The organism is uncultured Virgibacillus sp., from assembly GCF_947495635.1.
Classification (GTDB): Bacteria; Bacillota; Bacilli; order Bacillales; family Amphibacillaceae; genus Virgibacillus; species Virgibacillus salarius.
The window spans coordinates 1-13,974 of record NZ_CANMAB010000108.1; the positions used below are offsets into that span (position 1 = coordinate 1).

Genomic DNA, 13,974 nt, shown 5'->3' on the forward strand with positions numbered 1-13,974 from the left:
AGACTTGGGGAGGTACTCCATTTTTTATGTCTTAAACCCATTGAGCCACAAAGGCTCATAATTATGAAATTCACTAACTTGGCAACGTTATAAAAAGTTTATAACCTAAAAAGAAGTGATTGACAGAATAGAGGAAGAGACAGTATATTAATAGAGTAACCGGTTTTCATAATGCGATTCCGTAGCTCAGCTGGGAGAGCGCCACCTTGACAGGGTGGAGGTCGTTGGTTCGAGCCCAATCGGAATCATACCTCGCTAAATATCCGTATAATCATGCGTTGTTTAGCGTTTTTTAATGCGGTGACTTAACGGTGACTATTACGCTGACTTAGACGTAGGGTGGCTGTGCTGTTTTCCGACAAGGTGGCGGTGATTATTCGTATAATTTATACGGATAAGGAGCGATGATTGTGAGTGAACCAGGCGGATTCAGAACGAAAGGAAAGCCGAGAAAGAGTGGTCGATCGGTACGTAATTCTTCGAAAGATGACCTCGACTACTTGTTCCGGATATTCTACGAAATTAAAGTATCGGAAGGACGTTCGGCTAGAACGTTGAAACAGTATGACGAAAATTTTCGGTTTTTTATGTCGTATTTAGAATCGAGAGAAATTCCGAAATCTATTGGTAAGATTGTTAAATTCGACGGACATGAGTATAAAACTGTAGGGTTAGCGACCTCTATTATTAATACGCGACTTAAAACTTTGCGTGTATTCTTTTCTACGATTCAAGACGAAGATTACATTTTAGGTAATCCGATGAAAGGCGTTAAAAATTTAAAAGAAGATGTTACAGATATAGAAGTTATAAATACGGATGTAATGCGATCATTACTTGCTGCGCCAGATCAACGATATTTTCCGGATTCAAATTAATAATATATACGAAAGTGTTTTTTTCCTTAAAGAAAGCTAGTATGTGAGAAGGGAGCTTTTTTAATGAAAAAACCTAAAAGTGCTTATGGCCATGCTCCAAATCAAGATCAATGTCATAACGATCCCGCTGTAGTTGATAATGTAATATGCTCAAAAGAAGTGAAAAAAGTAGCAGATTTGGATATCCCCCCTTGCCTTATTACCTATCCCTATTGAGATCGGTCCTGAAGGAACATTAACTACTAAATTGACAATTACAGTTGATTCAAGTGACATTTTCCAAAATATTATTCCTCTTAAAGATATGTTCGTTAACATTGGATATGTTCCTGCAACATCTCATCTCTCCTTTTTCATATCCATTAAAATATTTCATGGATCCATAAAAATTCCTTCTCAAACGTTTTTATCTTAGGAACAATCTTCAATTATCTGACATTTTTCTTGAATAAACATCATTTAAAAGGGTAAATAATTTTCATTAGAAAGTATTATTTATGTGTGGATTGATTAAAAAGCCCCTCATACAGAGGAGCTTTTTAAGTTGTGTCGGTGTGACATTGGGGTAAGTGTTTACATTATATACATAATAGTATTAGTGCGCAATAATAAGCTTAGTAAGAATTTTCCTTTTCAACAAACAATAAAATAAGTGTTGCTAAAGGCCCTAATAATAAGGAGAGCAAGAACCAATTTAAGCCAGTTCTGCTTTTGCCTTGTGCAATACCTGCATTAATCAAAGCTAGAGTACCCCAGCCTACAAAATAGCTTTCATCCATTATATAATCCCCCTCTTGAGTTACTGTAATCAACGTTGTTATAATTTTAGATGGTAGATAGGCTTTTTGCAACTAGATACTAATAAGCAAAGAATAAAACGGCCCTCACTTTTGTGGGGGCTTATCTAACCTCTTAACTCTTCGTATTTAATTAGTTTTTTAAACTCTCTATATACTTAATAATAATCCAGTGGTGACATCTATATAGGGAATCTTTATATGTGCAGTATATATTTCATATGTATTATACACCTTACATAATTGAAAGAGTATATTATTTTTAGAAGTGTTAATATATCTATATAGCATCAAAAGAACATACAGTGAAGGAGTAAATAAAGTATGAGGAAAAGATTTTGCATATTGATATTAGCAATTGTATTTAGTATAGGATTAGCTGGGTGTGAGAAATCAGAAGAATTAAGTAGTAACTTGAGTCGCTATAATCCATTTGTAAGTAAAACAGATGTGTATGGAGTGGTAACAGTAGAACCTACAAAAGATCCCATAGCAAAAGAACACGGTGATGATGTTAATTCATATGATTTAATTGGATATGATAAAGGTTTAAATGAAATTGATTTAAGTTTTAATTCTAAGAATAAGCACCCAATTGGAACATATATCAAAGCTATAAAAAAAGGTAGTGATACTCGAATGCATGATGTGACAGTCGTTAAGAAGGAGGATGTTCCCGAAAATATAGTAAATAAATTAAATGAACATCAAAAATAGCGTCCATTAAGAATGAAGGGAACATAATTAAAACGATATTGATTATGTGCTTGAAAATGTATTGCATTTGAAAAAGGAATACATGCAGGAATTACAAACAGGCTTTTATGGCTACGTTGGTACATATCAACTAGATAACATAAAAGTCTTTTATTCTGTTAAGGGAGATAATATAGGCATATTAATTGAAATGTCTGGGAAAGGCTGTCGGCAGTTTGAAAGCTTTTTAAATTGGCGAAAAAAGACATGGTTTGATTTTTTTAATGATTGTTTAGAGTATAAAGGAACATTTACTAGATTTGACTTAAGCAATAGATGATTATAAAACGTATTTTAAGTAAGCCATATCAAAGTTTAGGAAGTCAGATTATAACGGTTTCCTATTCAATTGAAGATGGTTCAACAGGCGGTACAACAATTTATTTTGGTTCTAAAAAATCGGAAGTATATTTGTGCTTTTACGAAAAAAATTACGAACAAGCTCTAAAAGTATAATAAGCTTTTGGAAGATTTCCCAGAATGGAATAGATATGAATTACGCTTAAAGAATGTTCGGGCGCCCCTCTTTTACTTATTGGCGAAGTAGAGGGGCTTAATGTAAGGTTGGAACAGTTCGTTATAGCTGTTTCATTTTCATTATGTCCCTAGCTTAATAACAGATTATAGTTCATATTTTTATCCTTCATAGGTTTCTAAAATGTGATTGTAGTTTACAATAATTTTACTATTATTAGATGTAGTAATTTCCATAGGGAATATGGCAGATATTTTATCAGAAAATATCCATTCTCTCCCTGGCTGATTAAGTATTATAAAAACTCCCTTTGATTTTTCTCCCATAAAATTAAGCGAGGTTGTACTTAATGGGTAATTATCTCGTTCATTAATTCCAATTGCCATTAATTTTTCCCCAGCACTTATAGCATCATCTACTGTAAGTCCTATTTCACTAATGTTTAAAACACCTTCTATAGAAAAAGGGCCTTCTCCTTTTTCAGCAATAGAGTGTCTTGAAATAAATTCCACTACATTACCGGCTGGATCGTAGAAGTATAGCGCATGAGCTGGGAGGTGAGAGAAATCTGCTTCATCCTCTCCATCCCTATCATTTAATTGTACTTTTTCTTTTACCCATGCTTTAGCTTCATCAAATTTATTAGCAAGTATATTAAAAGCAAAATGGTAATAGGGATACCCTTTTACGTTTTCTGAGGTAAATTCCAATTCACTTGATCCAATTGCAATTCGAAAACTATTTTCAGTCTCCGTAAGTAGAGGAAACCCGAAAGTATCCACATAGAATTCCCTCATTTTTTTGATATTATTTGTTTGAAGAGTTAATGTTTGAATTTCCAATATAAATTGTACCTACTTTCTGATGAAATTTTCTAAAGACTCTATCATCGTTAGTATACTATATATAGAAATAATTAAAAATACTAATTTCAAATCAAAAGGTATCACAAATCGTTATATAAAATATTAGAAAAAAACTACATTATCTTTTATATAGACAGCAATAACATAGTTACGGAGCGTTATATCCGTGTGCTTGAAGTAAATGAAAAGCGTATTTTGGCTTATTGTTACTATCGTAAAAGAGTAAGATACATTTAAGTTAGAAAATATCCTTTCAGCTGGACCAGTACGGAAGAAAGCAATGTAAAAAATAAGCCCCGTCCTTAGTTGGATGGGGCAGTTTTTTCATATTGTAAAAGCTTTTCAATTAATACGCCTATTGGAATATCCAGCGCAATAGATATTTTTAAAAGTGTGTCCAACCTCATGTTTTAAATCGACGAATTTTTTGAACCAAATTTGAAAATACGGATTCCTTAAACCACTCTTTTTTGACAGAGCGTACCGAGTCATTTCACATATGATGAATTAGAAAAAGCTGATAATAATTCACCTAAACTTCGGGCTGCTGGTAAAAGTAAAAAGGATCAAAAATGAAAGTGAAGAAGCCCTGTTTTTTATTTGGATTCGTAATCCCTGAGGCTTTTATCGGGATTTCTTTCACTCCTCACTATAACTTAAAAAAGAAATAGTGTGTAAGATCATCCGTCGATGACCTTACCCACTAATCTTAGTATGTTTTTTAGTACTTTTTTATAATTTTACCACGCCTTTTTTAGAACTATTTATATAATAATTGAAACTAATTGTATCATTGATTCTCGCACCTACTCCTTGTCCCCCAATAGAAACTCCTACTAAATGGTATCCTTGAAGTTTTACACGAACCCTTTTTTTATCGCTAGAAATATTAGTGGTTTTAGTTTGTTGTTTCCAATCTACTGAAAATGATAAAAGTGAATGAGACTTTACATTTTTAATTCTAGAAAACTTTTTCTTCTTTCCATCTCCTGTGTAAGTATATGTTATATCAGCAGTAATTGTACCGGGTTTTAACGGATTACCGACTTTAAGTGCAACAGTAAGCCGTTTAGAACCATTTTTGGTTGTTGCTAGAGTTTAAAACCCACTAGAGTTTAAGCTATCTGAAATGCTAGATTGTTCCTCCAACACTTCTATAGCTTGTTCTAATTTCTATTCTTGTTCCAACTCCTGTAATGCTTTTTCAAAATCTTCTACACTATCAAACTCAACTATTGGTGTTCCTTCTGGCAATTGATCATTACTTACTATTTCAAAAATTTCACTTTCGTCTGAAATCCCTTTCAAATCATCATATATTGTACTTGAAGCAAAAACATTAGTGCTAAAGGTTCCAATTATAAACATAGATACAAGTAAAGATGAAAATAGTTTCTTTTTCATTTTCTTAGCTCCCTTTTTATATATTAAATAGAGTAAAATATATAAAATGGTAATTCACCATAATTTTTTTGAAAAAGAGGGATATATTGAATAATAATAAAAATGGCATTTTGATCACTAGTTTTTTATTAGTTTTATTCTTTTCTTTTTATTTTGATATTGGTCATCGTACTGAAGGTGAGTATCATTATTATGGATTCCCTGCTGATTGGTTAGTTCTTTTTGAAGGGGATCTCAGAAGTTTTAAACTATTAGGTATTTTATTTAATAGTTTTTCTATTTTATTACCTTGTTGATCATTAAAATTTTTAAAAAGGTACTTCGAGTTATTAGAAGAAAAAAATAAAAGATTAAAATATGTGGGTATTTAGTTAGTTACAAATAAGTTAGGGAACGTCCTTACTTCACTTGGTGTTTTGAATCCTTATTTCTTGTCAGCATTGGGATGAGGATTCTCTTTAATATAGCGTTAGAAATTAATCCAGACGAAACTCCTTTCCTTCACGCTACTCTTAATATACATCGAAAGAATATTGCTGCGTGACAACAGTAGCTGACATCACAAACAGTATGTCCCGTGTTGGAAAATGCATTGATAATACACCTATAGAAAACTTTTTTGGGCATTTTAAAGCTAGGTGTTATGACTTGAAACAATATAAAAGTGATGAGGAATTATTACAGGGTATAGATCGATATATCCAATTCTATAATGAAGAACGTTACCAGGAGAAACTCAACAGCCTGTTAGAATATCGGTACAAGGCTGTTGAGTAGATTTTTTGTTTTTCACTGTCTATTTGATAGGGGAGCAGTTCAGAAACTTAGTTTTGTGAATATATTAAAAATGAAAAATCCAATTGTACTGCCTAATAGACTAAGAATAATATCATCGATATCAAATACACCTAACATTAACAAGTATTGTAATAATTCTAAAAGTGTACTGAATATAAGTGTAAAATTAAAAACAAATGCGTAACTATTTTTTATAATTAATGCTACTAAAACACCAAATGGAAGAAACGCCACTATAATGCCAAACAAATTATAAAACCATATGCTTAGATTATAACTACTTAAGCTACTTATATAATTTGCGATTGTCGAAAATGGAATCAAATTAGCTGAGTCTTCAGAATATCCTTTAAGGGTGATTAACAGATAAAATTCTATAAAATGAATAGATGTAAGAAAAATCAAGTATATTAATGTGGAACTTAATAACAACTTTTTTCTAAGATTGATTTCTATGAACATAATATACACCTTGAAATAATTTGCTCTTAATAGTATATTCACTTGTTTATATATATGAACAACTATTACACTGTATTGTGTCATTTATTTGAAGTTGAAATTAATATAATGGATGAATGTATGAGGAGGATGCTCAGGTATGGTTATTATCTGGGTATTTTTATTGAATTGGTTAATTTAACGTAAAAAGCGGCAAATAAATAACGAATGTAAACTTCATGTAAAGAAATTTATATCATGTTGCATTGAAAATAAATACAATATAAAATTAAAGCGTAAATCGATATCGGTTTTCGATATTATGGTTGTTTGCGAAAGGGGTAGTTAATTGGACAATAAGATATTACGCAAGCTTTTTTTAGGTTTCATTCACATTCACATCTTACACCATGCGAAAGAAGAACCTATATATGGATCTTGGATGCTTGAAGAATTACATGAGCATGGATATGAAATGAGTGCTGGTACGCTTTATCCGATACTTCATCGAATGGAAAAAGATGGGCTTCTTAATAAAAGTGAAGTGAATGTTGAGGGGAAGATAAGAAAATATTATCGAGCTACAGATAAGGGCGTAGAGGTTCTTGAAGAAGCAAGAGCAAAAGCTTATGAGTTATTTAAGGAAATCAAATAAAAGGAGGCTGAATCTATGTCTAAAAATAATAAAAATAAAATTCAAACACTTATTGAAATAGTATTAACTTCTACAAAATTAGGTTTAACTTCATTTGGTGGACCAGTTGCTCATCTAGCTTATTTTAAAGATGAATATATTGACCGTCGTAAATGGTTAGATGATCGAACCTATGCGGATATTATTGCTATTTGCCAATTCTTACCTGGTCCTGCTAGCAGTCAGGTAGGTATATCTATAGGAATGATGAGAGGAGGTTTGCTTGGAGGGTTTATCTCTTGGTTTGGATTCACCGTACCATCAATTATTGTATTAATTGTTTTTGCGCTAATGTATCAGACATTTTCTTTAGATGATGCTGGTTTTATACACAGCTTGAAAATCGTTGCTGCGGCAGTTGTCCTTCACGCATTAATAGGGTTAGGAAAAAAGTTAACACCTGACAAATCTCGTTTAGCCATAGCTATAGCAGCTGCTAGTATTATGCTGATATTTCCATCTGCGTGGATGCAGATCGTAATCATTTTAGGTGCTGGTATGGTAGGGTTAAAATTATTTACTGATAAAGCTGAGTCAAAAGTTCAGCCTTTTTCTGTAAGTATTTCAAAAAAGCTCGGTTTGACTTCTTTAGGTATTTTAATAAGCTTACTTATAATACTGCCTTTGTTAAATAGAGTATCAGACAATCCCTTACTTAATATTTTTGATATCTTTTTTAGAGTTGGATCGTTAGTTTTTGGTGGCGGACATGTCGTATTACCAATGATTGAGCGTGAGGTAGTGCCAACAGGCTTATTAACAGCCAATGAATTTTTAGCTGGATATGGTATGGCACAAGCTGTACCAGGACCATTATTTACTTTTTCCAGTTACCTTGGAACGATGATGGAAGGTATAACTGGAGCTATTATAGCAACAATTGGAATATTTCTACCATCATTTTTACTTATTGTAGCAGCTTTACCGTTCCTAAATGAATTACGTAAACGAGCAACTTTTCAAGGTGTACTGATGGGTGTTAATGCTAGTGTTGTAGGTATTTTGTTAGCTGCATTTTATGACCCAGTAATAAAAAGCTCTATTTTTAATCCGGCTGACTTTGCCTTAGGTATTATATTATTTAGTCTGTTAAATATATGGAAGGTACCGGCATGGTTGATTGTTATAATAGGTGTTATAGGTGGCTATGTTTTACAGATGATGACACCATAATGATGTTGAATACGAGAACTAATCATTAATTGTATTGATTCTAAATGAGGCTGAGACAAAAGAATAAGAAACAATTTTGTCATATCATAACCTTGGTATTGCTCTTTTGCTTTTTCTATACCTTGATCAATGGATAATTGCTCATTACTAGTTGCTTCTCCAAAGAAAAAGTCTTTGTATACTACATTCTCTACATTCGTATAAAATAAATAGCCAATTCCAGTTAGTGTTAAAGTTATAAGTAGTGGTGTGATAAACAGAGTAGCATAAAAATGTCATCTCCAAAAACGATTGTAATTTCCTTTCTTCAATAATAGCCCTCCATTTATGGTGATTTATTTTGTGATTTTATATGAAAATTTGATGAAATATAACAAAAATATGAAGGATTGATTTCGTTTTAGACTCCTTTTCTACCATAAAATTTACGTAAATTTGTTCTAAGGGGGAATATACGCGTGGGTAGAGATTATAAGTAGTGATAAGGGCCATACAAGCTCAATAAATACGAATTAGGAAGAGACCAAGCAAACGTACGGTACAAAAATACATAGGTAAAGAAACCCCAAAAAGCATGTATTATACAATATTCATGCTATCGATTTAGAAAAATTAATTATTATAATTCTTTGACTAAAAATAAGTACAGAGGAGGTGCTGACAATAGCGAAGAGCGAGTATCGTACTTATTCCTTTAATGATTACTAATGTTACGAATTGATTTCTACCGAGAAATAATTTGAATATAAGCAAAAAGCAGAAAAACGATTCCCTGAAATTCTGCTATAATGATTATGATGTAAAGTTATGGAGGAACTAGATGATGAAGTCAATAGAATTAATAGATAGCTTATTGTCGTGTATAGGAAATTATGAAATAACAAATGTATCTGAGGAAAAGCAAAACTATAATTATGAAGGGGTTAGTTTTAGTGTATTAGATTATAATTATCGAAGTCGTTTAGCTAAACTAACTCCAAAGAAAAAGGGATATTTTGTAGTGTTTTGGGAGAAAAATACGAATAATCAAAATCAAGCGTATTCTTATTATGAAAGTCCTAATAAAATTATTGTTACCGTTATAGATAACGAATTAAAGGGACAGTTTATTTTTCCAAAATCAGTACTACTCAAGCACGGAATATTAAGTAGTGAAGCTTCTAAAGGGAAGATGGCGATAAGAGTTTATCCAGCTTGGGAGAATGAACTAAACCGTTCTGCGACAAAAACGCAAAAATGGCAAATAAATTATTTTATTGATGTATCAAACGGAGTGGATAATGAAAGACTAACAGATTTGTATTTCTCCTAGTTATGTAAACCGTTATATTCATTATTTTTAGATTTTAACTCGGTAATAACGCTTAGATTGTCTTTAGATTAACAATATAGGTTGGGTCAAAACATTCCTAAATAAATGGATAGTTATTAAATTGAAATGGACATTCTCTATAAAAGAAATGTCTTTTTTAATTCTAATTAATTCAAAAAATATTGAATATGTAATTCCATTAATATAGAATTGATGCAGGAGGCGATAATATGGATTTATTAACGACAGGGGTAAAACGTGAGAGAGAAAAATATACCGTTGAGATAAAAAGCTCTCTTTTGTGGGAATCGGCATTAGGAATAGCGGCTATTACGAACACATCCCTAATCAGTACTCTAGACCTTTCTGAAAAAGATTACGAGCTGATTAGCCAATCATTATCTAAAAACATGAAAGAGCAACTTGACTATGTCCAAGCAAACAATACATGGAAAACACTTCTACAAATTTTGCATCAAGAGGATTTCAAGGACTTAGCTTCTTTTAATAACTATGTAAAAAGCTTGTCTTCCATAGAATTAAAGTGGATCGCCATTCCCTATCTAGGAAAAGAAGGAGAAATATTAAAAAAGGAGCTTTTAAAAGGATCCAAAGATGCACTTAGAGAATTAAAGTACATAACAAAAGACCACACTTTCCTTCCAACATACCTTGAATTTATTCATAAAGTATCTATTGAGAAATTGAAGGCTCACTTGATTGAAGTTATGTCTGGTTGGTTTAAAGCAATTATAGAGCCTCATAAAGTAAAATTGGAATCTATTCTTTTAAGGGATAAAGCTTTAAAAGAAAAAATGCTTAAAAATTTTGAACCAGACCAGTTTGTAGAATGGGCAACAGATGGTGTGCAGTACCCTCCAGAGCCAAGTGTACATAAGGTTTTACTTATTCCTCATTATATCTATCGTCCCTGGAATGTCGAAGCTGACTTGGAAGGTGTAAAAGTTTTTTATTATGCCGTAGCAAACGAAAGTATTTCAGATAAAAGCAAATTTGTACCCAATAAACTCTTAGTACAAAGGTTTAAAGCGTTAGGAGATGAGAATCGTTTGAAAATCTTAAAAATGATCAAAGAAAATAATGTAACTCTTCAAGAGCTAACAACTAAGTTGCAATTGGGAAAAACGACTGTTCATCATCATTTGAAAATCCTAAAGTCTGCAAGGTTAGTTTCTCAGAGCTTAAATGAATATGTCTTAGTTGATAAAGCTATAGAGAATTTACCAATGGAACTCAAATTTTACTTAGAGAGTGAATAATAGAGGGGGAAGCTACATGGGAGTTTCGATTGAACAGGCTGAATCCAAGAATACAGTGCCTGAATTTAGAAAGAATTATCCTGTATTTAGATTTATAGGTGGAAACTTAATTTCTTTTTTTGGAGACCAAATTTACTTAATTGCTCTACCTCTAATTGTGTTAGCCCTAACTGGTTCGCCATTAAGTATGGGGATAGTAGCAGCATTAGAGAGACTCCCAATTTTAATTCAGCCGTTTACTGGTGTATTGGCTGATAATTTTAACCGGAAGAAAATTTTGTTAGTGTGTGACTTAGGTAGATTTTTAATGATAGGTATTTTAGGATTATTATATATAATGGATAACTTACTTATCTGGGAAGTCTATGTAGCTGCATTCATTGTTGGGGTTTTAACCCAAGTATATAATACGTCACAATTTGCTTCTGTACCTAGATTAGTACAGAAAAAGGATTTACAATTAGTGAATTCGATTAATACAGGGATATTTCAAACGGCTGTATTTATTGCACCAGGATTAGGTGGACTTCTGATTAGTATTTTTAATCCTGGAATAGGTTTAATTATTAACAGTCTTTCTTTCCTTGTGGGGTATTTCGTTATATTGAGTATTAACATAGAATCTAATTTACAAAACGAAAAACTTAGCGGCTTAAAGGTATTTGCTGATATTAAAGAAGGATTTCATTTTGTCATTCACCACAAGCCGATATTATATACAAATCTAGCTATGCTTATTTCAATATTTGGAACGACGCTTTTTTTAACAATGTTAGTTATTCATTTAAAATCTACAATAGGTTTAGATGCTATTCGGATAGGGTACTTACTTTCTATTGGTGGTGTTGCTGCAATTATTGGCGCACTAATTACAAATGTACTCAAGAGATATTATTCATACAAGAGCATATTATTTATTGCTGGTTTTGTAGGTGGTGGATCGATTATAGCTTTTGGTTTATACGATTCCTTCAGTTGGTTAGTCATAATGAATGCATTAGGAACAATAAGTGCTGCCATTATGAGTCCTTGTATTGTGACCATTAGACAAAAGCTTAGTCCAGATCATTTATTAGGGCGAATACAAGCAACTAGTCGCTTTATGACATGGATTTTAATGCCTTTTTCTGCTTTAGTTGCTGGTATCTTAGGCGAGCACCTCGGTACCACTCAAACATTCTTAATAGGGGGAACAATTGCTACATTAGCATCTTTTATCTATTTACATCCTTCTTTAAATGAAGTTTAAGCTTCTTCTTATTTGAAAAATATGATTTTTCTCTGCAGGACACACTAATGAAATAAAATATATTAACGAAACCGTTATAGGAAATTGTTAGCCTAAGAATAATAGTTTTCTACTAGGAATTACAAAAACAAAGGAATTTACAGCTTATGGATCTTGTGGTGAAACAAGAACTAATCCTTTATAAAGATGAGGTTATAGACACGCTACAATATGTTTAGAAAGTAAAGAGGACTGAGGGGAGACTTTTAAGTAATCTAATATCTATGTTATAACATTCGCTACTAGGAAATGTTATCAGTCATGCCAACTGCGTTTTGGTAGATTCAGTCATAAAAATAAAAATTTACATGGGGGATACATGGATGTGAAAACTAGTAAAATAATTAATATAATTGGAGTAGTATTAGTTAGTGTTACAGGTGTTTTGCATTGGTTTTATTACGATGCTATGAAATCTTGGTTTACTGGTCTTCCAGGACTTATGATTATTATCATACTATTTTCTATGACTTTTTATAAACCGAGGAATGAAAGGGAAATGGATGAATAAATAGGTTTTTTGTACTTTATTCATTCATTTAATTGACAGATCAGACACCAAATCGGTCTTGCTATCAGCTCAAGAAGAGGGCTTAGCGTAGCACAGTAATGGGTAGTGAAAAATCAAGAGAAAGTTTCCCAAAACTCAATAGGATTATCTCATTAATTATTCCGAAGTTGTATAGTTTAAATTGAAAAGAGAATTAATAATACAATGGTTAATCAGTGATATACTCTACATCTTTACTAAAATCTAATAGTTTATCAGTATAAACTACCCAATATTTAATATTTTTACTATAGTCATCCGTTATTTTTAGTTGATATTCAATGGACTTAACTGGTTCTCCAAGGACCCTGATATCTTTTGCATTTTCCAGACCCAATTGAACTTCTGTAAGTACAGTTGCGACTGGTGCTCCTTCGGCAGTAAGAGATGTTACATCTCTCTCGCCAATTACCCAGTTTACTTCATTTCCCTCTTTTTTTAGAATCGATATTTTTAATCCATGAAGTTTATGTGTAGATATAACAAAGATATAATCACCTTTTATATCGTAATCAATAACATGTTCATCATTCTCGCTATTATCGTTTAGTTCTCTTAAAATCTGATCCTCTAAAGAAATAGTGGAAATATCGTTAGCTCTATTACTATTGATATTTTTATCATCATCACTAGAACACCCAACTAAAATTAGTGAAAATGCAAGCATAAAAACGTATAGATATGTTTTCATCTTTTTCTCCTCCTTTTAGATCTACCCATTGGGAAATGCCGATTCTTACATTAATGAAGTATTACAATGCTATAACTACATTAATCTTATCATTAAATATACACTGTTTTAATCGTAACGATCGATAAGATGAACGTATGTAATGTTTTTATGAAAAATAAAAGCTTTACAAAAATCAGCTTTTAGAGAATAACTACTTGTGAGAATAACAAAAATTTGAATTAATTGTTATTAGCAGTATTCCCACATATATGAACGATGCAGTTAAATAAGTTATTTTACAGAAATGCTTCATTGGTACCTTTCTGGAACTTGACAGATTGGCGTTGGCAGAGAAAATGGAAATAGAAGATTAGGCAAAGTGTAGCAAAAACAAATATATGCTAGTTTAAGTCTTATCGTTATATTAGGAGCATTCCTGTAATGAAGAAATTTGAGGGTTGAACAAAAAAGAGCCCCCTTGGTATAGTACAGGGTATCAATGCGCATTGACACCGAAATTAATAAATACCAAGGAGAGGACCCACTATGAATTATAATCAAAATCACAAACTATCGCAAATCACACCAG

Annotated in this window: 14 protein-coding genes, 1 tRNA gene and 3 pseudogenes; 12 read left to right on the forward strand and 6 right to left on the reverse strand. The window is 32.0% G+C overall.

Going from position 1 to position 13,974, the window contains the following annotated elements:
• Nucleotides 1-175 precede the first annotated feature (175 nt).
• From Q1A47_RS17630 to Q1A47_RS17640, 3 genes are all read left to right on the forward strand, one after another.
• Nucleotides 176-248 (forward strand) — tRNA-Val (locus Q1A47_RS17630).
• Between the two features lie 162 nt (nucleotides 249-410).
• Nucleotides 411-878 (forward strand): hypothetical protein, encoded by a 468-nt coding sequence (locus Q1A47_RS17635; RefSeq protein WP_166530969.1) that lies wholly within the window; start codon nucleotides 411-413, stop codon nucleotides 876-878.
• Between the two features lie 63 nt (nucleotides 879-941).
• Complete coding sequence (locus Q1A47_RS17640) at nucleotides 942-1,094, forward strand: hypothetical protein (RefSeq protein ID WP_166530970.1); 153 nt, start codon at nucleotides 942-944, stop codon at nucleotides 1,092-1,094.
• Between the two features lie 398 nt (nucleotides 1,095-1,492).
• Here the strand turns inward: Q1A47_RS17640 and Q1A47_RS17645 are convergent, their stop codons facing one another.
• Nucleotides 1,493-1,657 carry a hypothetical protein gene (locus tag Q1A47_RS17645; RefSeq protein ID WP_166530971.1) on the reverse strand — a complete coding sequence of 55 codons (165 nt, stop codon included), beginning with the start codon at nucleotides 1,655-1,657 and terminating at the stop codon, nucleotides 1,493-1,495.
• A 657-nt stretch (nucleotides 1,658-2,314) separates the two neighbouring features.
• Between Q1A47_RS17645 and Q1A47_RS20930 the strand changes: the two are divergent.
• A pseudogene (locus Q1A47_RS20930) lies at nucleotides 2,315-2,957 on the forward strand (replication initiation factor domain-containing protein); the annotation flags it as partial.
• A gap of 110 nt (nucleotides 2,958-3,067) precedes the next feature.
• Here Q1A47_RS20930 and Q1A47_RS17665 read toward each other — a convergent pair.
• Together Q1A47_RS17665 and Q1A47_RS17670 are read right to left on the reverse strand one after the other, a co-directional pair.
• Nucleotides 3,068-3,748: a VOC family protein gene (locus Q1A47_RS17665; protein WP_166530973.1), complete on the reverse strand. Its 681-nt coding sequence runs from the start codon at nucleotides 3,746-3,748 to the stop codon at nucleotides 3,068-3,070.
• Nucleotides 3,749-4,945: 1,197 nt separating this feature from the next.
• Nucleotides 4,946-5,176, reverse strand: coding sequence for a hypothetical protein (locus Q1A47_RS17670; RefSeq protein WP_026680679.1), 231 nt, complete (start codon nucleotides 5,174-5,176; stop codon nucleotides 4,946-4,948).
• A gap of 86 nt (nucleotides 5,177-5,262) precedes the next feature.
• Between Q1A47_RS17670 and Q1A47_RS17675 the strand changes: the two genes are divergently transcribed.
• A complete protein-coding gene (locus Q1A47_RS17675) occupies nucleotides 5,263-5,472 on the forward strand; it encodes a hypothetical protein (RefSeq protein ID WP_166530974.1) in 210 nt (69 codons plus the stop codon).
• A gap of 170 nt (nucleotides 5,473-5,642) precedes the next feature.
• A pseudogene (locus Q1A47_RS17680) lies at nucleotides 5,643-5,953 on the forward strand (IS3 family transposase); the annotation flags it as partial.
• Nucleotides 5,954-5,992: 39 nt separating this feature from the next.
• On the opposite strand, the gene Q1A47_RS20935 reads toward Q1A47_RS17680, so the two are convergent.
• Nucleotides 5,993-6,520 (reverse strand): VanZ family protein, encoded by a 528-nt coding sequence (locus Q1A47_RS20935; RefSeq protein ID WP_366141151.1) that lies wholly within the window; start codon nucleotides 6,518-6,520, stop codon nucleotides 5,993-5,995.
• A 244-nt stretch (nucleotides 6,521-6,764) separates the two neighbouring features.
• Here Q1A47_RS20935 and Q1A47_RS17685 point away from each other — a divergent pair, with 244 nt between their 5' ends.
• Together Q1A47_RS17685 and chrA are read left to right on the forward strand one after the other, a co-directional pair.
• Nucleotides 6,765-7,070, forward strand: coding sequence for a PadR family transcriptional regulator (locus Q1A47_RS17685; RefSeq protein WP_026682580.1), 306 nt, complete (start codon nucleotides 6,765-6,767; stop codon nucleotides 7,068-7,070).
• A 15-nt stretch (nucleotides 7,071-7,085) separates the two neighbouring features.
• Nucleotides 7,086-8,282, forward strand: a complete 1,197-nt coding sequence (chrA, locus tag Q1A47_RS17690) for a chromate efflux transporter (protein ID WP_166530977.1) — start codon at nucleotides 7,086-7,088, stop codon at nucleotides 8,280-8,282.
• On the opposite strand, the pseudogene Q1A47_RS20940 reads toward chrA, so the two are convergent.
• Nucleotides 8,255-8,545: pseudogene (locus Q1A47_RS20940) on the reverse strand (hypothetical protein); the annotation flags it as partial. The gene chrA and the pseudogene Q1A47_RS20940 sit on opposite strands and share 28 nt — an antisense overlap.
• Before the next feature lie 557 nt (nucleotides 8,546-9,102).
• Between Q1A47_RS20940 and Q1A47_RS17695 the strand changes: the two are divergent.
• From Q1A47_RS17695 to Q1A47_RS17710, 4 genes are all read left to right on the forward strand, one after another.
• Nucleotides 9,103-9,594, forward strand: coding sequence for a MepB family protein (locus Q1A47_RS17695; protein WP_246484923.1), 492 nt, complete (start codon nucleotides 9,103-9,105; stop codon nucleotides 9,592-9,594).
• Nucleotides 9,595-9,824: 230 nt separating this feature from the next.
• Nucleotides 9,825-10,874 carry a helix-turn-helix transcriptional regulator gene (locus Q1A47_RS17700; RefSeq protein WP_026682583.1) on the forward strand — a complete coding sequence of 350 codons (1,050 nt, stop codon included), beginning with the start codon at nucleotides 9,825-9,827 and terminating at the stop codon, nucleotides 10,872-10,874.
• A 16-nt stretch (nucleotides 10,875-10,890) separates the two neighbouring features.
• Complete coding sequence (locus Q1A47_RS17705) at nucleotides 10,891-12,123, forward strand: MFS transporter (RefSeq protein ID WP_026682584.1); 1,233 nt, start codon at nucleotides 10,891-10,893, stop codon at nucleotides 12,121-12,123.
• A gap of 358 nt (nucleotides 12,124-12,481) precedes the next feature.
• Nucleotides 12,482-12,673, forward strand: coding sequence for a hypothetical protein (locus tag Q1A47_RS17710; RefSeq protein ID WP_026682585.1), 192 nt, complete (start codon nucleotides 12,482-12,484; stop codon nucleotides 12,671-12,673).
• A gap of 208 nt (nucleotides 12,674-12,881) precedes the next feature.
• Here the strand turns inward: Q1A47_RS17710 and Q1A47_RS17715 are convergent, their stop codons facing one another.
• Nucleotides 12,882-13,403, reverse strand: coding sequence for a hypothetical protein (locus Q1A47_RS17715; protein ID WP_166530978.1), 522 nt, complete (start codon nucleotides 13,401-13,403; stop codon nucleotides 12,882-12,884).
• Between the last annotated feature and the right edge of the window lie 571 nt (nucleotides 13,404-13,974).

What these genes read in the sequence shown, in the direction of transcription:
- Q1A47_RS20935 (WP_366141151.1), bottom strand. Translation starts at nt 6,520, where the DNA reads ATGACACAATACAGTGTAATAGTTGTTCATATATATAAACAAGTGAAT.
- Q1A47_RS17640 (WP_166530970.1), top strand. Translation starts at nt 942, where the DNA reads ATGAAAAAACCTAAAAGTGCTTATGGCCATGCTCCAAATCAAGATCAA.
- Q1A47_RS17670 (WP_026680679.1), bottom strand. Translation starts at nt 5,176, where the DNA reads ATGAAAAAGAAACTATTTTCATCTTTACTTGTATCTATGTTTATAATT.
- Q1A47_RS17700 (WP_026682583.1), top strand. Translation starts at nt 9,825, where the DNA reads ATGGATTTATTAACGACAGGGGTAAAACGTGAGAGAGAAAAATATACC.
- Q1A47_RS17715 (WP_166530978.1), bottom strand. Translation starts at nt 13,403, where the DNA reads ATGAAAACATATCTATACGTTTTTATGCTTGCATTTTCACTAATTTTA.
- Q1A47_RS17710 (WP_026682585.1), top strand. Translation starts at nt 12,482, where the DNA reads ATGGATGTGAAAACTAGTAAAATAATTAATATAATTGGAGTAGTATTA.
- Q1A47_RS17645 (WP_166530971.1), bottom strand. Translation starts at nt 1,657, where the DNA reads ATGGATGAAAGCTATTTTGTAGGCTGGGGTACTCTAGCTTTGATTAAT.
- Q1A47_RS17705 (WP_026682584.1), top strand. Translation starts at nt 10,891, where the DNA reads ATGGGAGTTTCGATTGAACAGGCTGAATCCAAGAATACAGTGCCTGAA.
- Q1A47_RS17695 (WP_246484923.1), top strand. Translation starts at nt 9,103, where the DNA reads ATGATGAAGTCAATAGAATTAATAGATAGCTTATTGTCGTGTATAGGA.
- chrA (WP_166530977.1), top strand. Translation starts at nt 7,086, where the DNA reads ATGTCTAAAAATAATAAAAATAAAATTCAAACACTTATTGAAATAGTA.